This window comes from Cytobacillus sp. FSL K6-0265 (assembly GCF_038003465.1).
Lineage (GTDB): Bacteria > Bacillota > Bacilli > Bacillales > Cytobacillaceae > Cytobacillus > Cytobacillus stercorigallinarum.
This window is the reverse complement of the sequence record NZ_JBBOPE010000001.1, coordinates 3,090,212-3,109,712: the sequence shown is the minus strand read 5'-3', so window position 1 is coordinate 3,109,712 and position 19,501 is coordinate 3,090,212. Positions and strand designations below refer to the sequence as shown.

Here is a 19,501-nt window from a genome sequence, read left to right as displayed (position 1 = left end):
CGATGGAATTTATAGAGAGAGAATAAAGATGAATAGAGGTGTCGGGAATGAAAATATCGACAAAAGGTCGTTATGGATTAACGATTATGATTGAACTCGCTAAGAAATATGGGGAAGGTCCCGTTTCGTTAAAAACAATTGCACAAGCAAATGATTTATCGGAACACTACTTAGAACAATTAATTGCTCCTTTAAGAAATGCTGGTTTCGTTAAAAGTATAAGAGGCGCTTATGGTGGATATATTCTTGGAGATGAGCCATCGAAGATCACTTCAGGCGATATTATTCGCGTATTAGAAGGTCCGATTAGCCCAGTTGAAGGGATAGAAAATGAAGAACCGGCCAAAAGAGAATTATGGATGCGTATACGTGACGCAGTGAAAGAGGTATTGGATAATACAACGATTGAGGATTTAGCAAACCATAAAGATAATGGTGAATCCGATGCTTATATGTTTTATATTTAACAGATTAGCAAGAAGGTGAAAAGAGTGGAAAGAATTTATTTGGATCATGCGGCAACAAGTCCGATGCATCCACAAGTAATTGATGTAATGACGCGAATGATGAAAGAGGATTACGGGAATCCATCAAGCATTCATTCTTTTGGTAGAGAGGCGAGACAAGTACTTGATCAGGCAAGAGAGGTAATGGCATCAAGTATTGGTGCTAATGCAAATGAGATCATCTTTACGAGTGGTGGAACGGAATCTGATAATCATGCTATTTTTGGCGTAGCTAGAGCGAATCAAAATAAAGGTAAGCATATCATTACATCAAAAATCGAACATCATGCAGTATTACATGCTTGCGAAGAACTTGAAAGAGAAGGGTTTGAAGTAACGTATTTACCAGTCAACAATGAAGGGGTTGTTGAAGTAGACACCGTTAAGAAAGCGTTACGAGAGGATACGATTTTAGTTACCATTATGTTTGCGAATAATGAAGTTGGTACCATTCAACCCATCGCTGAAATAGGTAAGCTTCTCGTTAATCATCAAGCGGTCTTTCATACAGATGCGGTACAAGCATACGGTCTATTGCCTATAGATGTGAATGAAGCAAATATTGACTTACTTTCTGTATCAGCTCATAAAATAAATGGTCCTAAAGGGATTGGATTTCTCTATTGTCGTAAAGAGATTTCCCTTCCTTCAAGATTTTTTGGTGGCGAGCAAGAAAGAAAGCGTAGAGCTGGAACGGAAAATGTACCTGCTATTGCTGGTTTTCTAGAAGCAGTGAAAATAAGTCAACAAGATAGAGCGGTTAAAAGCAAGCACTTTCAACAATTAAGAGAAACGTTCTTACAAACCTTGATAGAAAATGAAGTAAAGTTTGTGCAAAACAGTTCACTTGCTGAAACGCTTCCTCATGTATTAAACTTAAGCTTTCCAGAAACAAATGTCGAAGCTATGCTTGTTAATTTAGATTTAGTAGGGATTGCTGCATCTAGTGGATCTGCATGTACAGCAGGATCTATAGACCCATCACATGTACTGGTCGCTATGTTTGGCAAAGGACATGAGCGCCTAGGTAACTCTATAAGATTCAGCTTTGGCTATGGTAATACAATAGAACAAGCAAGTGTAGCTGGAAAAGAAATAAGTAAAATCGTACAACGATTTCAGGCATAAATAAGTAAAGCAATGAGAGGTGAAGATCATGTCAAAAGCGCCAAAAGATACACGAGTCGTTGTTGGTATGTCCGGTGGCGTAGACTCATCGGTAGCTGCACTCCTTCTCAAAGAACAAGGCTATGATGTCATCGGCATTTTTATGAAAAACTGGGATGACACCGATGAAAACGGTGTATGTACAGCGACGGAAGATTATGAAGATGTTATCCGCGTATGTAATCAAATCGGTATTCCATACTATGCTGTTAATTTTGAGAAGCAATATTGGGATAAAGTGTTCACCTATTTTCTTGATGAATATAAAGCAGGTAGAACACCAAATCCTGATGTCATGTGTAATAAGGAAATTAAATTTAAAGCGTTTCTAGAACATGCGATGCATTTAGGTGCTGATTATTTAGCAACAGGACATTATGCGCGTGTAGAAGAAAGAGATGGCGAAGTGAAAATGCTTCGTGGCCTTGATGAAAACAAAGATCAAACGTATTTCCTTAATCAGCTTTCGCAAGATCAATTAAAAAAAGTGATGTTCCCAATTGGCAATATTAAAAAGTCAGAGGTACGGGAAATTGCGGCAAAAGCAAATTTAGCAACAGCTACTAAGAAGGATAGTACAGGTATTTGTTTTATTGGTGAAAGAAACTTCAAAGAATTCCTAGGTAACTACTTGCCAGCTCAACCAGGTAATATGGAGACATTTGATGGTAAAATCGTCGGTAAACATGATGGTTTAATGTATTACACCATTGGTCAAAGGCATGGCCTAGGAATCGGAGGAGCAGGAGAGCCTTGGTTTGCGATTGGTAAAGACTTGAAAAGAAATGTTCTTTATGTAGGACAAGGCTTTCACCATGAAAAACTATATTCCGATTCCCTTGTAGCAGTGAATGTAAGTTGGGTATCTGAAAAAGAAATGCCACAAACATTTGAATGTACAGCTAAATTTAGATATCGTCAGACAGACAATAGTGTGACGGTGGAACGTTTGGCAGACAATAAAGTGCGCGTTAAGTTTCATGAGCCAAGTAGAGCGATTACCCCTGGCCAATCAGTTGTCTTTTATAACGGTGATGAATGTTTAGGTGGGGCAACAATTGATGAAGTGTATATTGATAGTAAGCAGCTCACATATGTAGGATAAAAAATCAGGCAGATTGTTTGCCTGGTTTTTTATTTTTTTTGCTGCTTCTTCAACGAGTCACTGACGTTAGCGTAAAACGCACATATTCCTTTGCTATCTATCGGAAATTGGTCGAGGGTAACTTTTGCTCATTTCACTTATTAGAAAAGCTGGAGGATAGCCGAGCAAACAAATTGCTCATCTAAACTTGGAAAAAATAAATTTAGCCACGCAAACACATGATCAGCTTTTAACTATCATTTATGGTCAATTGACTATCACACCCAATTTATACTAGGACCGTTTTAGCCTGTGAATGAAGTCTTGAAGAAAAATATGCTATACTATTTCGAAGAGAAAGAGATGAAATGGAGTCGATAAATAATGGATAAAAACCAACAAGGTATTCAATATATGCAAGAAGGAAAATGGGAAGAAGCAGCTAAGATTTTTATGGAAGCGATTGATGAGAACCCTGAGGATGCGGTATCTTATATCAATTTTGGTAATGTTTTATCAGCCGTTGGCGACGGAGAACGTGCGTTGAAGTTTTTTCTAAAAGCAATTGAACTTGATGAAAACGCGGGTGTTGCTTATTATAGCGTCGGAAATTTACTTTTTGAAAAAGAACAATTTGATGAAGCAAAAAATATGTTTGAAAAAGCGATGCAAAAAGGAATTGACCATGGAGACAATTATTTTATGTTAGGTATTTCTCTTATGCAATTAGAGCAAGGGAAACTAGCGTTACCATACTTGCAGCGTGCAACTGAATTAAATCCCCAGGATGCAGAAGCGGCTTTCCAATATGGCCTTTGCTTAGCACAATTAGAATTAATAGATGAAGCCATTAAGCAATTACAACACTGTATTGAATTAGATGAGGAACATGCGGATGCTCATTATAATCTCGGTGTAGCTTATGCTTTTAAAGAAGATGTGCAAAAGGCACTTGATCACTTTAATCGTGCATTGGATATACAACCGGACCATATGCTTGCGGGCTACGGTAAGAAAATGATTGAAAAACAGTCATAAAATAAAAAAGAAGATGCACTTAAAAAGGAAGGAGCACAAGGGATGGATGAGCAGAATTCTTTAGATCTATTTGCTGAACAAAAAACGTATGTAAAAGGCAAGCATCTTGTGACTATTTTCCATAATGAAAGTAATCTTTATACGGTTTTGCGTATACGGGTTTTAGAGACAAATGCACAATATGACGAGAAAGAAGCGGTCATTACTGGTTATATACCGAAAATACATGAAGAGGAGACCTATACTTTTTTAGGGGAATGGAAGGAACATCCGAAGTTTGGGATGCAATTTCATGTGGAGCAGTATAAGAAAGAAATGCCCCAAACAAAAGAAGGCGTCGTTAATTATTTATCAGGTGATCTCTTTAAAGGGATTGGGAAGAAAACGGCACAAAGTATTGTCGATGAGCTTGGGGAAAATGCGATCAATCTCATCTTAAATAATCCTTCATTATTAGATGGGATACCAAAATTAGCAAGTGAAAAAGCAAAAATATTATACGACACACTTGTGGAAAATCAAGGAATTGAACAAGTCATGATCCACCTCAATCAACTTGGTTTTGGACCGCAACTATCTATGAAGATTTTTCAAACATATAAAGATCAAGCGATAGATATTTTGCAAAGAAATCCTTATCAACTCGTAGAGGATATTGAAGGGATTGGCTTTCATCGGGCAGATGAAATTGGACAACAATTGGGAATGGCAGGTAGTCACGCTGACCGAATTAAAGCAGCCTGTTTATATATGCTTGATAGTGAAAGTGCACACTCAGGTCACGTATATGCAGAAGCAGAAGAATTACTACCTGCTGTCAAAAAACTATTAGAAGAAAAAGCGACTGAGGTAATCCCTTATGAGGCGATTAGTGAAGCAATCATAACGCTCGGTGAAGAGGGAAAAGTAATTGCAGAGGGACAGCAGTTATATTTACCTTCTCTTTTCTTTTCTGAAAAGGGAATCGTCACAAATATCAAACGTATACTCAATCAAACGGAGTTTAATGAACAGTTTCCCGAGTCGGAATTTCTTCTTGCTTTAGGACAATTAGAAGAGCGACTTTCTGTACAATATGCGCCATCTCAAAAAGATGCCATTCAAAAAGCGTTAATGTCGCCAATGATGATATTAACAGGTGGTCCAGGTACGGGAAAAACAACGGTTATTCAAGGGATTGTTGAATTGTATGGTGAATTACATGGTTGTAGTTTAAATCCGAAAGACTATAAAAAAGAAGAGCCATTTCCTTTCTTACTAGCTGCCCCTACTGGAAGAGCCGCGAAAAGAATGGCAGAATCAACTGGTTTACCAGCTGTGACGATTCACAGATTGCTCGGCTGGAATGGAAGTGAGGGTTTTGACCATCATGAGGAAAACCCGCTTGAAGGGAAAATCCTTATAGTGGATGAAACTTCCATGGTTGATATTTGGTTAGCCAATCAACTTTTTAAAGCGATACCTGAAGAAATGCAAGTCATTCTTGTTGGTGATGAAGATCAATTACCATCAGTTGGCCCAGGCCAAGTATTAAGAGATTTATTACTTTCTGAACGCATTCCTCAAGTAAGGTTGACAGATATTTATAGGCAATCGCAAGGTTCCTCCATTATTGAGTTGGCACATGAAATGAAAAAGGGAAGATTGCCACAAAATATTACCCAGCAACAAAAAGATCGCTCCTTCTTTCAATGTCAGCCAGGTCAAATTGGTACGGTCATTGAACAAGTGGTGCGAAATGCAAAGAAAAAAGGTTATTTAGCAAAGGATATCCAAGTCCTTGCACCGATGTATCGTGGTCCGGCAGGTATTGATCGCCTGAATAAAATGATTCAAGAAATTTTCAACCCTAATGAAGATGGTAGTAGAAAAGAAATTGCTTTTGGTGATGTCGTCTATCGTATTGGGGATAAGGTTCTGCAATTAGTCAATCAACCTGAAAACCATGTGTATAATGGTGATATGGGTGAAATCATTTCAATATTTTATGCGAAAGAGAACACAGAAAAACAAGATATGGTCATTGTTTCTTTCGACGGCGTTGAAGCTACGTATACAAAACAGGATTTAAATCAAATCACACATGCCTATTGTTGTTCTGTTCATAAGTCACAAGGCAGTGAGTTTCCGATTGTTATTCTTCCGGTCGTTAAAAGTTACTACCGGATGCTACGGAGAAATTTATTATATACGGCCATTACACGAAGCAAGCAATTCCTGATATTATGTGGGGATGAAGAAGCGTTAAAAATGGGTGTACAACGTTTAGATGATCAATCAAGACGATCTAACTTACGATTGAAATTACAAGATGAGATCGTAGAAGTTGAGACAATTGAAGCAATTGATGAATCATTAACATATGAAGATTACTTGATGAAAGTCGACCCGATGATAGGAATGGAAAATATCACACCTTATGATTTTTTAGAGGCTGAATAGACTAAGATGAGAGATTTTTTCTCATCTTATTTTTTACCCTTGTATACATAAAACAAATTGCCAACCTTGAAAAAGAATGAGCTGTACCTTCTTTGAACAAAATAACAATGTTCAAAGAAGGTGGGAGTAACTTTTGCGAACATTTTCCTTATTAAGAGGCTTGTCGGTTATCGTGTTGAATAACGGTAGAGCAATTGGTGAAGTGAATGATCTCTTCATCTCACCCGAAGGATTAGTGAAGGGACTATGGGTGAAGAACCACTCATTTATTCGCAAATCCTTTTTTCTAGATATTAAAGATGTGTATTCATTTGGTTGGGATGGTGTGATGGTTGAAAGTTGTGATGTATTAACAGCTATTCCAAAGCATAGTGATTTTACGATTGCTAGTGAAAATCGCTTGGCTGGCCGAATGATGATGACAAGAGAGGGCGATCGCTTAGGACTTCTTCAAGATGTATATTTCAATGAAGAAATGGGCACAATCGTAGGGTATGAACTATCAGATGGCTTCTTTTCTGATGTACTTGAAGGAAAGAAAGTAATTAAAGCTAGTTGCGCACCAGCGATTGGAAAGGATGCCATTATTGTAAATGTAGAATAAGGTAGGTGTCCTTTCCATGATGCTTCAATGTCCTAATTGTCAAAGTAAAGATGTCGGTAAGATTGGCATTAATCAATATTATTGTTGGAATTGCTTTATCGAACTCTCATTGTCTAAAGGAATGATTCACACTCACCAAGTGGAAGAAGATGGGTCTTTAAGTTCTTTAGATGACTTATTTGATGAAGAAGAGCGTCGTTTTTCTTCATAAAAAAATTTTATGAGAGGTGTCATATAATGAATAAAATGTTAACCTCAGCAGCAGTCATCGGTGCAGGAGTAGCCGCATATAGCTATATGCAGAAAAATAACATCGTCTCAAAAAGAGATATGAAAAAGATACAAAGAAAAGTAATGAAAATGTTTTAATTGTTATATCGTCCTCAATCAAATGATTGGGGGCGTTTTTCGTATGGGTGTTAGTTTTATTTTCAGATTCTCTCCTTGTTTAACTTGTATGTATAATTCATATGCTCTCTTCTCAAGATATTAAAGGGAGGCGTAGTGTATGGACGTTCGTATAAAATGGTTGTACCGTTTAGGCTTTGTTTTGCTTATTCTTATTTTACTTTTTATCTTTTTCCAATTAAAAGAATTATGGCTCCCTCTTTTGAAATTACTGTTAGTTGTGCTGATTCCGTTTTTACTTGGGGCATTTTTTACATATCTCTTACATCCTATTGTTGAAAAGTTACATCAAGCAGGTATGCACCGAGGATTAGCAGCTTTTGGTATTTATTTGTTGTTTTTTGGTGGTGTAGGCTACGGATTGTATAAGGGTATTCCGGCTTTTATTCATCAACTAAATGATTTAGTTAATCATGCGCCAGAGTTTGCCGAGCAATATCGATCTTTTATTGCTTTGATTCAAGATCGCACATCTGAATGGCCAGAAACATTACAATTACGTGTGGAGGATGGGATTAACGATATAGAAGCAGCATTAGATAAATTATTAACAAAGGCAATCAATATATTGCTTGAGATTCTTAATTATGCTTTAATCATCGCCATTATCCCATTTATCTCCTTTTACCTATTAAAAGATTATACAGATGTAAAAAAAGCAGTCTGGTACTTAACGCCAAGAAGATGGCGCAAAGAGGCTGTTTTGTTTGTAAGAGATGTTGATAAGTCGCTCGGTGGTTATATTCGTGGACAACTCCTTGTATGTTTAGTAATCGGGGTAATTTCAGCTACTTTATTTTGGGTGTTCGGTATGAAGTATCCATTGTTGCTTGGGTTTATTATTGCAATAACCAACATTATTCCCTACTTTGGGCCAATTATTGGTGCAGTCCCAGCGGTGATAATTGCAGCAACACTGTCAGTAAAAATGGTGATTATTACATTAATCATTATTGTCGTATTGCAATTTGTGGAAGGGAATATATTATCTCCATTAATTGTAGGGAAAAGCTTACATATGCACCCCCTCATAATTATGCTTTCATTATTAGCTGGTGGAGAAGCCGGCGGTATCATTGGTTTAATTATGGCTGTTCCGATTTTGGCAATCCTAAAAATCAGTCTTATACATGCGCGTAAATTGTTAATGAACCGACATCACACAGATAAGGTATAGTTTAAGCTGTATTTGTTGATACTGTTAGACATTGAGATGTTGACAAAAGAGCAAAAAACTAGCTATAATTCGACTATATCTATTTAAATAATGTTAAGATGTTGATGGAAGAAGTATGTTATAGTCCATTTGAAAGAGAGGAAATTCCATGGCTGAGAGAATTTCTCGATGAAGGATAACAGAAAGCTAATCCGGAGTGCAGTTAACTACTGCCGTTCACCGCGTTAAGGTGCTTTGAGAGGTGAGAGTTTTCTTTCACAATCAGGGTGGTACCGCGAGTTTCAGTTCTCGTCCCTGTATTGGGGATGAGGGCTTTTTTTTATGGTTACATCTATTTTTAGGAGGTTTTTTTATGAAACATTTAACTGGCGCAGAAATTAGACAAATGTTTTTAGATTTTTTTAAAGAAAAAGGCCATGCAGTTGAACCAAGTGCTTCTTTAGTACCGCATGAGGATCCATCATTATTATGGATTAACAGTGGTGTAGCTACGTTAAAGAAATATTTTGACGGTCGAGTCATTCCTGAAAATCCAAGGATTGTTAATGCACAAAAATCAATACGTACCAATGATATCGAAAATGTAGGTAAGACAGCACGTCACCATACATTCTTTGAAATGCTTGGGAATTTCTCTATCGGTGATTATTTTAAAGAAGAAGCGATTCTATTTGCTTGGGAATTCTTGACGAGCCCAAAATGGATTGGTTTTGAAGAAGAGAAATTATCTGTGACAATCCACCCTGAGGATGATGAAGCGTACCAATTATGGAGAGAAAAAGTAGGGGTGCCAGAAGAGCGAATTATTCGTTTAGAAGGGAATTTCTGGGATATCGGAGAAGGCCCAAGTGGACCGAACACAGAAATTTTCTATGATAGAGGAGAAGCGTACGGTAACGACTTAAATGATCCCGAGCTCTATCCTGGTGGAGAAAACGAACGTTATTTGGAAGTATGGAATCTTGTATTTTCTGAGTTTAACCATAATCCAGATGGCACATATACACCACTACCAAAGAAAAATATTGATACAGGCATGGGCTTAGAGCGTATGGCTTCAGTTGTGCAAAATGTAAAGACGAATTTTGACACAGATCTATTTATGCCAATTATTAAAGGGACAGAAGATATTTCCGCTGAGAAATATGGAAAAACTGCGGAACAAGATGTCGCATTTAAAGTGATTGCTGACCATATTCGTACAGTCGCATTTGCGATTGGTGATGGCGCTCTTCCATCAAATGAAGGAAGAGGATATGTCCTAAGACGATTATTACGTCGCGCGGTTCGTTATGCGAAGCAAATCAATATTCATCGTCCGTTCATGTTTGAGTTAGTACCAGTAGTCGCAGAAATAATGGTTGATTACTATCCACAAGTAAAAGAAAAAACAGCTTTTATTCAAAAAGTCATAAAAAATGAAGAAGAACGCTTCCATGAAACGTTACACGAAGGTTTAGCTATTCTTTCAGAAGTAATGAAAAAAGAAAAAGCGAATGGGCATACCGTTATCGATGGAAAGGATGTTTTCCGTCTTTATGATACGTATGGTTTCCCTGTTGAATTAACAGAGGAGTATGCGGAAGAAGAAGGCATGACCATCGACCATGATGGCTTTGAAAAAGAAATGGAAAATCAGCGAGATCGCGCTCGTGCTGCTCGTCAAGATATTGATAGTATGCAAGTCCAAGATCGTGTCCTAGGTGACATTACGGTAGATAGTAAGTTTGTTGGGTATGAGCAATTGACGATTGATACTGAAGTCGCATCAATTGTAAGTGGTGGAGAGCTAGTAGACGAAGCTTCTCAAGGCGAAGAGGTTCAGTTAATATTAACAGCTACTCCTTTCTATGCTGAAAGTGGTGGACAAATTGCTGATAAGGGAACGCTAACAGCGAGTGGCTTAAAGGTTGAAATAAAAGATGTTCAAAAAGCTCCAAATGGACAAAATCTCCATCGTGCAGTTATTACTGAAGGAGTATTAAAAGCTCATTCATCGGTTAAAGCAACGGTTGATTATTTTAATCGTAATAAAATCGTAAAAAATCATACAGCGACACATCTTCTTCATCAAGCATTGAAAGATGTATTAGGGTCTCATGTAAATCAAGCAGGTTCTCTCGTTGAACCAGATCGACTAAGATTTGACTTTTCTCACTTTGGACAAGTAACAGGAGAAGAATTAGAGAAAATCGAAGCCATTGTTAACGAGAAAATTTGGAATAGCTTAAATGTACAAATTGACCTAAAAGGTATTGAAGAAGCGAAAGCAATGGGAGCAATGGCCTTATTTGGAGAAAAGTACGGGAAAATTGTACGAGTTGTTCAAATCGGCGACTATTCATTAGAACTTTGTGGTGGTTGTCATGTTCCGAATACTGCTGTAATTGGTTTGTTCAAGATCCAATCTGAAAGCGGGATTGGTGCAGGCACAAGAAGAATTGAAGCAGTCACAGGTGAAGGCGCTTATAAGATGATGACAGAGCAAATCTCTGTATTAAAAGAGGCTGGAGCCAAATTAAAATCAAATATAAAAGATGTACCAGTAAAAATTGACGGCTTACATGCAGAAATCAAGCAATTGCAAAGAGAAAATGAATCATTAGCAACTAAATTGGGTAATATTGAAGCTGGAAGCTTGATTGACCAAGTGAAAGAAGTGGATGGTGTTAAAGTATTAGCTGCAAAAGTTCAGGCGACTGACATGAACCACTTGCGAAATATGGCAGATGAATTAAAACAAAAGCTTGCTTCAGCAGTGGTTGTACTTGGAAGTGCGAATGAAGGAAAAGTTAACTTAATTGCCGGTGTGACAGATGATTTGATTAAAAATGGTTATCATGCGGGTAAATTAATTAAGGAAGTGGCTACTCGCTGCGGAGGCGGTGGCGGTGGACGCCCAGATATGGCGCAAGCTGGTGGAAAAGACCCAGCAAAATTAGAAGTGGCGTTACAATTTGTAGAGGAATGGGTAAAATCCGTTTGATTACCGAATAGTTTAGTGTAGAATGTAGGTAAACAAAGCGAATCATAAAAAGAAGAGGTTAACCATAACCTCTTCTTTAATGACCTTGGTGTAGCTATCAATCCTTCTCTTTTTGATAGGTAGCTTTATCGCTTAAGAACAGAATAGTGAGGTGTAGCAATTGAGCTCATTTGACAAAACGATGAGATTTAATTTTCCTGAGGAACCATTTGAACAAGATGTCAATAAAGTATTGTTCCATGTTCATGATGCTCTGCAGGAAAAAGGGTACAATCCTATTAATCAAATTGTAGGTTACCTGCTTTCTGGAGACCCTGCCTACATACCCCGTCACAAAGATGCACGGAATGTGATTCGCAAGTTAGAACGGGATGAAATTATTGAAGAACTTGTGAAGTCGTATTTAAAACAGCAACGAGAGGGATAATATGCGTACAATGGGATTAGATGTCGGCTCAAAAACTGTCGGCGTGGCTGTGAGTGATGGTCTTGGTTGGACAGCCCAAGGCATCGAAACAGTGAAAATTAATGAGGAACAAAATCAGTACGGGTTTAAACGTATTGGTGAGCTGCTCAAAGAATATGAAGTAACAAAAGTTGTTGTTGGCATTCCTAAGAACATGAATGGTACAATAGGGCCTAGGGGAGAAGCGAGTCAGTTCTATGGAAATGAACTTAACAAGCGTTTCGGTGTTGAGGTTATTTATTGGGACGAGCGTCTCACTACAATTGCTGCAGAGAGAGTCTTACTTGATGCAGATGTCAGTCGCAAAAAAAGGAAAAAAGTGATTGATAAAATGGCGGCAGTCATGATTTTACAAGGTTATTTAGATAGCCAGAATTAAGAGGTGAAAGAAATGGATCACGGAGAAAATAATATCACAGTAGTAGATGAGGAAGGTAACGAGCAGCTTTGCGAAGTGCTTTTTACGTTTGACTCTGAAGAGTTTGGCAAATCTTATGTTCTTTATTATCCAATTGGTGCAGATGAAGATGAAGAAGAGGTTGAAATTCATGCATCCGCATTTGTTCCAAGTGAAGATAATACAGATGGTGAATTAATGCCAATTGAAACGGATGAAGAATGGGACCTTATCGAAGAGATGTTAAATACATTTTTAGAAAATGAAGAAGAGTAAGCTTGAAAGACCCGCGTTCAGTGGGTCTTTTACTTTAGATGCTTTCATTTTGCGCAACAAACTAGCGAGTAAGGTTAATCCAAGAAATGTTTATCACACAAAATAAACCTGCCTCAAATAAACCCCTCAAACTTCCACCTTTACCCACATTTCGACTTTATTCTCTATTAAACTTAACTCACTATTATTAGTAAATTGTTATTGATTAAGGATCACAGCATAACTGATTTGTTCATACTAGAAGAATTTTGTCTAAATATGCTATCCTATGACAGAAAGTATAGTATAATAATCCGAGATGTATGCGAGCTATTTTCCGCTATTGATACAGTGTCAACATTAGAGAGAAAGAAAGTATGAATAGTAAGGGGAAATGGTTGCAAGGAGGTTTACCATGACAGATGATAAAAAAGGTAAGATGAAAAAAAAGTTGATAGAGAGGCAAACAGAAGCGAAAGTTGTCCGTAAAATCGTGTTAATTACAGCTATCATATTATTTGTAATCATAGGTGTCGGAGGGCTAGGTGGGTTCCTTTATGTGAATTCTGCGTTAAAGCCTGTCAATCCAGATAACGACAAAGTCAAAAATGTCGAAATTCCGATTGGCTCATCCGTCTCAGGGATCGGTCAAGTACTAGAAGAGAATGGGATAATAAAGGATGCTAGAGTATTCAAATATTATGTAAAGCTAAAAAATGAATCAGGATTTATGGCGGGAACTTATGAACTAGCACCTGCAATGACATTAGGTCAAGTGATATCAGAGCTAAAAACTGGAAATGTAGATCAAGAAGTCGTGTTTAAAGTCACGCTTCCTGAGGGCAAGCAGTTGGAGCAAATTGCAGCAATTATTGCAGAAAAAGCAGGTATGGAGGCTGATGAAGTCTTCGCAGAATTAAATGATAAAGCATTTGTTCAGAACATGCAGGAGAAATTTCCAAGTGTCATTACTGATGATGTTTTTGCTGAGAATATTAAATACCCTTTAGAGGGATATTTATTCCCTGCCACATATGATTACTATAAAGAAGATGCAACCGTCGAAGAAATTGTGACACCAATGATTAAAAAGACGAGTGAAGTACTTGCTCAGTACACTGAAGCAATGGAGAAAAATGAGATGTCTGTCCATGAGTTACTCACAATGGCTTCTTTAATCGAAGAAGAAGCCACTGCACAAGTGGACCGCGATAAGATTGCAAGTGTTTTTTATAATCGTATGGATGAAGATATGCCATTACAAACAGACCCAACCGTTTTATATGCACATGGTGAGCACAAGGAAAGAACATTGTATAAGCATTTAGAAATAGATGATCCATATAACACATATAAATACAATGGCCTAACACCTGGACCGATTGCTAATGCAGGTTCCACTTCTATTGAAGCTGCATTGAATCCGGAAGAAACAGATTATTTATATTTCCTAGCTACACCAGAAGGAGAAGTTTTATTCTCTAAAACATTGGATGAACATAATGTGAAGAAAAATGAGCACATAACTAGTAATAATTAAAAAATAGTGGAAAGCTAAAAGGATGTAAATGATGTTTGATCATCATTTATGATGAAATCTCATAGCTTTCCTCTTTTTTTTGTGGTAAAATAGCACAAGCATTTTATATATTTTTTCATGTGGCGTATCATGCAAAAAGCTAGATGGTCTAAGCTTTTTTGGACAATCTACTAATGTGAGCGCTTTTTTTCTTGCATATGCAAGGGATGGAAGTTAAATTAATAGAGGTGAAAGTAATTGCTAAATGATGAGCTAATTACATATATGCAAAAATTAATACCGAATCGAACAAACCTCTTCATGGAAATGGAAGAATACGCTAGGGAAAATCGTGTGCCGATTATGGAACTAGAAGGTATCGAAACCATGTTACAGATTGTACGAATTCAACAACCAACAAAAATATTAGAGATTGGGACTGCAATCGGATATTCCGCATTACGAATGGCTGAAGCTTGTCCATCTGCCCATATTGTTACATTGGAAAGGGATCAGGAGCGCTATGAAAAGGCAGAGAACTATTTTGCAAGAAGCGGCATGGGCGATCAAATCACTTTAATAAAAGGCGATGCATTAGAGCAAGAAGATGAGGTTCGATTGTTAGGTGACTATGATATGATCTTTATTGATGCAGCAAAAGGACAGTATAAGAAGTTTTTCGAAATATATAGTCAATATTTAAATGATGCAGGTGTAATTATTACCGATAACGTGTTATTTAAAGGCCTCGTTTATGAAAAGGCAGAAATAGAAAAAAAACGCATTCGCAACCTAGTGCAAAAAATTGACCAATTTAATCAATGGCTGATGGAAAATGATCGTTACCATACCGTGATTTTGCCTATTGGTGATGGCGTTGCGATAAGTAGAAAGAAATAAGTTTTGTTGTGATAGCGAATAATTACAAGTATAAGTACCATATGTTTGGCAATCATAGCAAAAAGGTGTATATTGTTAAGCAGTAGCAAAAAGCTACGATGTTAGGGAGATTGATAAAGATGAAGAGAAAACCGATTGTCATCGGTGTAGCTGGTGGATCAGGCTCTGGAAAGACAAGTGTAACGAGAGCAATTTATAATCGATTTCAAGGTCATTCGATTCTGATGTTAGAACAAGACTATTATTATAAAGATCAAGCACATCTACCTTTTGAAGAACGTTTGAAAACCAATTATGATCATCCACTTGCGTTTGACACTGACTTATTAATTGAGCATATCATCTCTTTAACGAATCACGAGGTTATCGAAAAGCCTGTATATGACTATTCTATTCATACGAGATCAGATGAGGTCATCGTTGTTGAACCAAAAGATGTGATTATCTTAGAGGGGATACTTGTCCTTGAAGATGAGCGTTTACGTGATTTAATGGATATGAAGCTATTTGTCGATACAGATGCTGACTTAAGAATTATTAGAAGGCTTATGCGTGATATTAAGGAGCGAGGACGTTCCATTGACTCAGTCATTGAACAATATGTCAGCGTTGTTCGTCCAATGCATAATCAATTTATCGAACCGACTAAAAGATATGCCGATATCATCATTCCAGAAGGTGGACAAAATAAAGTTGCGATTGATCTAATGGTCACAAAAATTCAAACAATTCTTGAAGAAAAGTCTTTTTTATGACACAATAGCATAGAAAAATAATACGGCTACAAACGTTTGCATAGGTAGGCGCGTTCGATAAAGGACGCGCTGTAAATGCATTGTTTATAAATTTTATACATACTTTTGACCAATAATTGGTTATATAGGGTAAAGGAGTGAGTGTTGTGAGTACAGAGAAAGTATTTCCAATGACACAAGAAGGTAAGACAAAATTAGAACAAGAACTAGAAAATTTAAAAACCGTTAAGCGAAAAGAAGTGGTTGAACGTATAAAAATTGCTCGTAGTTTTGGTGACTTATCTGAGAATTCAGAATACGATTCAGCTAAAGAAGAACAAGCTTTTGTAGAAGGCCGTATTACGACTCTTGAAAATATGATTCGTAATGCAAAAATCATCACTGAGGATGAGATGAAAGGCGACGCAGTTAGCTTAGGTTCAACTGTTACTTTTATGGAATTACCTGATGGTGAAGAAGAAACGTATTCTATCGTAGGTAGTGCAGAGGCAGATCCATTTGAGGGTAAAATCTCCAATGATTCTCCGATTGCTAAAAGTCTTATTGGCAAAAAAGTAGGCGAAGAAGTGTCTGTGCAAACACCAGGTGGAGAAATGAGTGTTAAGATCACAAGTATTAACTAATAAAATTATCGTCTTTTAGCGTTTGAAATAGAAACACCTCGTCAACACTTTTGACGAGGTGTTTTTTTATGCAAAGAAAACGAGTCATTCTGGTTGTTTCTGTCATGATAATTACTTTATCCGTACTTATTGGTAGACTGGCTCAAATACAGTTGTTTGAAACAAAGCATTTTACAAATCGAGACATTAATTTGATTAGTCAAAGTGTCGCACAACGTTCTATGGAAATAGCAATAGATGCTGAGAGAGGGAATCTGCTTGATAGGGATGGTAAACAATTAACTGTGGCCTATAAAACGGTCTTAATTCTTTTTCCGTTCCTAAAAGATATAGATTGGGATGCTTCGAGTGTCGCTGAAATTCTTAAAATTGATAAAAATCAACTCCGTCAAAAAGTTCAAGCGATAAAAAATCCTATTGTGTATGGTGAGCGAGAACCCTTCATTTTGTCTAATGACCAAATGGAAGCGATTAATCAGTTGGCCATACCGGGTGTGTTTGCAGTGAGAAAATCATATCCGATTTATGAGAGACCAGCAGAACAATTATTAGGGATTGCCAATAGAGATTTCTTCCTAACCCAAAGATATCCTGAAAAACATCTATCTAACATAACAAGACTAGGTGCAACTGGGATGGAAAAAAGCTTTGATGAACTTTTGTCTGGAGAAGGTGAAACAAAGCTTATTTATCATGTTGATGGAAAAGGAAGGCCATTATTTGGCTCGAATGTAAAATATGTCCACCCTGCGAATCCTTTTTATCCAATGAATATAAGAACGACGATTGATTTTGAATGGCAGCAACGAATGGAAATGCTTGTCGATAAAAACAATGTCATCAAAGGGGGGATGGTGTTAATAGATATTGAGGATAATTCAGTTGTTGCAATGGTTTCTCGTCCGAAAATGAACCCAGTCAATCCTTTCGCTCATGGCGAAGAAGGTACGAATAATTTTATGGTACAAAATCAAGTACTAGGGTCTATATTTAAAACAGTGATCGCTGCAGCAGCGATAGATTATGGGCTAGATGCAAGAAATCGTCTGTTTGATTGTAATCGGTCAATCAATGGAGAAATAGATAAAAATTATCAATACGGTATGCTCCATTTTAAAGATAGTTTTGCAAGAAGTTGTAATTATACATTTGCATCGGTCGGCAAAGAACTGATGTCTATCGATCCATCGGTGATTGATAACTATGCCAATAAATTAGGCCTTTCGATAAAAGTAGGATGGCAAGGAGATTTCTATCATTTTAAAGACTTTCAGCAAATGGCAGATGAAGAACAAGGCCAGGTCTTTAGTGAACCGCGAAATAGAAAGGATCCAAATCTAATTGCTCTAACATCCATTGGTCAATTAGATGTTCGCAGTACACCGTTAGCTGTGGCTAATATGATGGCCACAATCGCAAGAGGTGGAGAAAAGCAGATGGTACGTGTCGCCTCGCAACTTGAATATAAAAATGGCGCCAAAGTAAAGGGTTTTCAGCCTAAAAAAGTAGTTGGTGAAAATATCAAGCCATATACAGCCGTATCATTACAAAAGCTACTTCTTGAAGTTGTCAATCATGGTATGGGAACAGGTAGGCAACTACAAAGTTTACCGTATCAAGTAGCAGGCAAATCGGGGACGGGGGAAACTGGAAAAAAAGTGAATGGACAAGAGCTAGAAAATAAATGGTTTGCTGGCTATTTTCCATACGATCAACCGAAATATGCATTAGTAACCGTCCAATTGGATGCAAAAAGTACCGACCCATCACCACTTTCTTTATTCGCTGATATTGTGAAAGAAATACATAGACTAGATCATTCCACGTAATGGTTATCCCTTCAAGTTTTTTAAAAGACATGTTAAAATGTTTTCAGCTATGATATTTCTTTTTAAATTAGGAGGTATTCCTTTGAATAATACTGATAATGATTCATCCCGTTATGATAAAAGATCAAAAAGGAAAAAAACAAACATTATCTTAAATGGCTTAATCGGTGTTGTTATTCTGCTCATCATCGTTGTTGGTACGATTATTTTCTCCGGTGGAAAAGAGGAGGATCAATTAGCTGATTCTGCTGCAAATGAAGAAGTTAATAAAGCAGAAACTTCTAAGGAAAATAACAGTGATGAAAAAGATGTAGCAACAGATGAAGAAAGTCAAAAAGATGGCAGTGAAGAAGAAGAAAATAAAAATAATGAAGAGAATAAAGATGAGTCAACTGAAGAAAGTAATGAAGAAGAAAAAAATGAAGAAGAAGTAAAAGAGGAAGAGATTGTAACTGAAGGCGGCAGTAGTGCGGATGTGAAAAGAACAGTAGAAAATCCAGCTTGGCAACCTGTAGGTACAGTACAAGACGAACATCCGACAGCTGTGTATGATCAGAGTCATGTCGATTGGGATGAAATGCTTCGTGCAATTACTTATGCTACCGGATTAGACCGTTCAGCTATGACTGTTTATTTCCTTGGTAATGACGGTGTCAATCGTTCTGTTGGAACAGTCGCTTCACCTAATAAAGATGAAATGTACCGTGTATATATTGAATGGGTAGACGGAAAAGGGTGGAAACCGACGAAGGTAGAAGAATTAAATAATATATAAGAAAAACTGGTTTTCCTAGCCAGAGTGAAACGCGAACATATCAATTTGTTCGCGTTTTTGTATATTAGAGCAATGAAAGCATGGGAGCAGTCATCATTATATGAGTGGATATATTCCATGAGCGTATTTATGTTTACTTAAGGGGTTCCACAATTTTTGTTGTCTCATCCAATTTTGTAAAGAGTGTCTTGCGCTAGTGGCTGGATTTATAGATAGTGGTGGCTTCTAAGTCCACAGACAACAACGGAAGTATCAGATTATTGTAATCGCTTCACATAGAATCTTTCCTCTACTTTCTCTTCAGTTTAAAATGAACAACAGCTGAATAAAATCTTCTGCCGTTTTCATCCATATGCATCTGGTGAGCGACATGATGAACTTCTAGCATAATAGCTTTATTTGTTTCAATTTGGTCATTTATTTTCTTTTCTAAATCGTCTAGCTTTGTTGCTTCGAAAAATTCTACTTTATCTTCAATAAAATCTAATTGAAAGTTCAAGTTAATCATCCCTTCATACTGTATCACTCCTCATTTTAAGTAAATTTCATTTTCCGTGCAATGAGGAAAGT

At 37.1% G+C, this 19,501-nt stretch carries 20 protein-coding genes and 1 other annotated feature; of the genes, 19 read left to right on the top strand and 1 reads right to left on the bottom strand.

The features are described 5' to 3' along the window. The first annotated feature begins 47 nt into the window (after positions 1–47). The 19 genes from cymR (at position 48) to MHH73_RS15645 (ending at position 18,931) form a co-directional block, all read left to right on the top strand. Positions 48–467 (top strand): cysteine metabolism transcriptional regulator CymR, encoded by a 420-nt coding sequence (gene cymR / locus MHH73_RS15735; RefSeq protein WP_095372461.1) that lies wholly within the window; start codon positions 48–50, stop codon positions 465–467. A gap of 24 nt (positions 468–491) precedes the next feature. Next, a complete protein-coding gene (locus tag MHH73_RS15730; protein ID WP_191810316.1) occupies positions 492–1,634 on the top strand; it encodes a cysteine desulfurase family protein in 1,143 nt (380 codons plus the stop codon). Positions 1,635–1,662: 28 nt separating this feature from the next. Next, the gene (gene mnmA / locus MHH73_RS15725; RefSeq protein WP_191810318.1) at positions 1,663–2,778 is read left to right on the top strand and encodes a tRNA 2-thiouridine(34) synthase MnmA; all 1,116 of its coding nucleotides are present in this window, start codon (positions 1,663–1,665) and stop codon (positions 2,776–2,778) included. A gap of 363 nt (positions 2,779–3,141) precedes the next feature. Next, positions 3,142–3,795 carry a tetratricopeptide repeat protein gene (locus MHH73_RS15720; RefSeq protein ID WP_191810320.1) on the top strand — a complete coding sequence of 218 codons (654 nt, stop codon included), beginning with the start codon at positions 3,142–3,144 and terminating at the stop codon, positions 3,793–3,795. 42 nt (positions 3,796–3,837) lie between these two features. Next, on the top strand, positions 3,838–6,237 hold the full coding sequence (recD2, locus tag MHH73_RS15715; protein WP_191810322.1) for an SF1B family DNA helicase RecD2: 2,400 nt from the start codon (positions 3,838–3,840) through the stop codon (positions 6,235–6,237). 133 nt (positions 6,238–6,370) lie between these two features. Next, positions 6,371–6,841 (top strand): PRC-barrel domain-containing protein, encoded by a 471-nt coding sequence (locus MHH73_RS15710; RefSeq protein ID WP_191810324.1) that lies wholly within the window; start codon positions 6,371–6,373, stop codon positions 6,839–6,841. A gap of 19 nt (positions 6,842–6,860) precedes the next feature. Next, entirely contained in the window at positions 6,861–7,052 is a 192-nt protein-coding gene (locus tag MHH73_RS15705; RefSeq protein WP_191811331.1) for a hypothetical protein, read from the top strand. 26 nt (positions 7,053–7,078) lie between these two features. Then, positions 7,079–7,210, top strand: coding sequence for a DUF3918 family protein (locus MHH73_RS15700; protein WP_095372467.1), 132 nt, complete (start codon positions 7,079–7,081; stop codon positions 7,208–7,210). Positions 7,211–7,349: 139 nt separating this feature from the next. Beyond that, positions 7,350–8,426: an AI-2E family transporter gene (locus tag MHH73_RS15695; RefSeq protein ID WP_191810326.1), complete on the top strand. Its 1,077-nt coding sequence runs from the start codon at positions 7,350–7,352 to the stop codon at positions 8,424–8,426. A 92-nt stretch (positions 8,427–8,518) separates the two neighbouring features. Continuing rightward, positions 8,519–8,725: a binding site (T-box leader), on the top strand. A gap of 53 nt (positions 8,726–8,778) precedes the next feature. Beyond that, positions 8,779–11,412, top strand: a complete 2,634-nt coding sequence (alaS, locus tag MHH73_RS15690) for an alanine--tRNA ligase (RefSeq protein ID WP_191810329.1) — start codon at positions 8,779–8,781, stop codon at positions 11,410–11,412. 160 nt (positions 11,413–11,572) lie between these two features. Further along, positions 11,573–11,839, top strand: a complete 267-nt coding sequence (locus MHH73_RS15685; RefSeq protein ID WP_095372470.1) for an IreB family regulatory phosphoprotein — start codon at positions 11,573–11,575, stop codon at positions 11,837–11,839. 1 nt (position 11,840) lies between these two features. Continuing rightward, complete coding sequence (gene ruvX, locus MHH73_RS15680; RefSeq protein WP_095372471.1) at positions 11,841–12,257, top strand: Holliday junction resolvase RuvX; 417 nt, start codon at positions 11,841–11,843, stop codon at positions 12,255–12,257. Between the two features lie 12 nt (positions 12,258–12,269). Further along, positions 12,270–12,551, top strand: a complete 282-nt coding sequence (locus MHH73_RS15675) for a DUF1292 domain-containing protein (protein ID WP_095372472.1) — start codon at positions 12,270–12,272, stop codon at positions 12,549–12,551. A gap of 394 nt (positions 12,552–12,945) precedes the next feature. Continuing rightward, entirely contained in the window at positions 12,946–14,070 is a 1,125-nt protein-coding gene (mltG, locus tag MHH73_RS15670) for an endolytic transglycosylase MltG (protein WP_191810331.1), read from the top strand. A gap of 237 nt (positions 14,071–14,307) precedes the next feature. Next, on the top strand, positions 14,308–14,949 hold the full coding sequence (locus MHH73_RS15665; protein ID WP_341067957.1) for an O-methyltransferase: 642 nt from the start codon (positions 14,308–14,310) through the stop codon (positions 14,947–14,949). Positions 14,950–15,068: 119 nt separating this feature from the next. Continuing rightward, positions 15,069–15,704: a uridine kinase gene (udk, locus tag MHH73_RS15660; RefSeq protein ID WP_191810335.1), complete on the top strand. Its 636-nt coding sequence runs from the start codon at positions 15,069–15,071 to the stop codon at positions 15,702–15,704. Positions 15,705–15,850: 146 nt separating this feature from the next. Further along, the gene (gene greA, locus MHH73_RS15655) at positions 15,851–16,327 is read left to right on the top strand and encodes a transcription elongation factor GreA (protein WP_191810337.1); all 477 of its coding nucleotides are present in this window, start codon (positions 15,851–15,853) and stop codon (positions 16,325–16,327) included. 68 nt (positions 16,328–16,395) lie between these two features. Continuing rightward, entirely contained in the window at positions 16,396–18,156 is a 1,761-nt protein-coding gene (locus tag MHH73_RS15650) for a peptidoglycan D,D-transpeptidase FtsI family protein (protein WP_341067954.1), read from the top strand. 82 nt (positions 18,157–18,238) lie between these two features. After that, positions 18,239–18,931 carry a DUF1510 family protein gene (locus tag MHH73_RS15645; RefSeq protein WP_341067951.1) on the top strand — a complete coding sequence of 231 codons (693 nt, stop codon included), beginning with the start codon at positions 18,239–18,241 and terminating at the stop codon, positions 18,929–18,931. 289 nt (positions 18,932–19,220) lie between these two features. On the opposite strand, the gene MHH73_RS15640 is transcribed toward MHH73_RS15645, so the two are convergent. Further along, the gene (locus MHH73_RS15640) at positions 19,221–19,439 is read right to left on the bottom strand and encodes a YrzA family protein (protein WP_341069800.1); all 219 of its coding nucleotides are present in this window, start codon (positions 19,437–19,439) and stop codon (positions 19,221–19,223) included. Between the last annotated feature and the right edge of the window lie 62 nt (positions 19,440–19,501).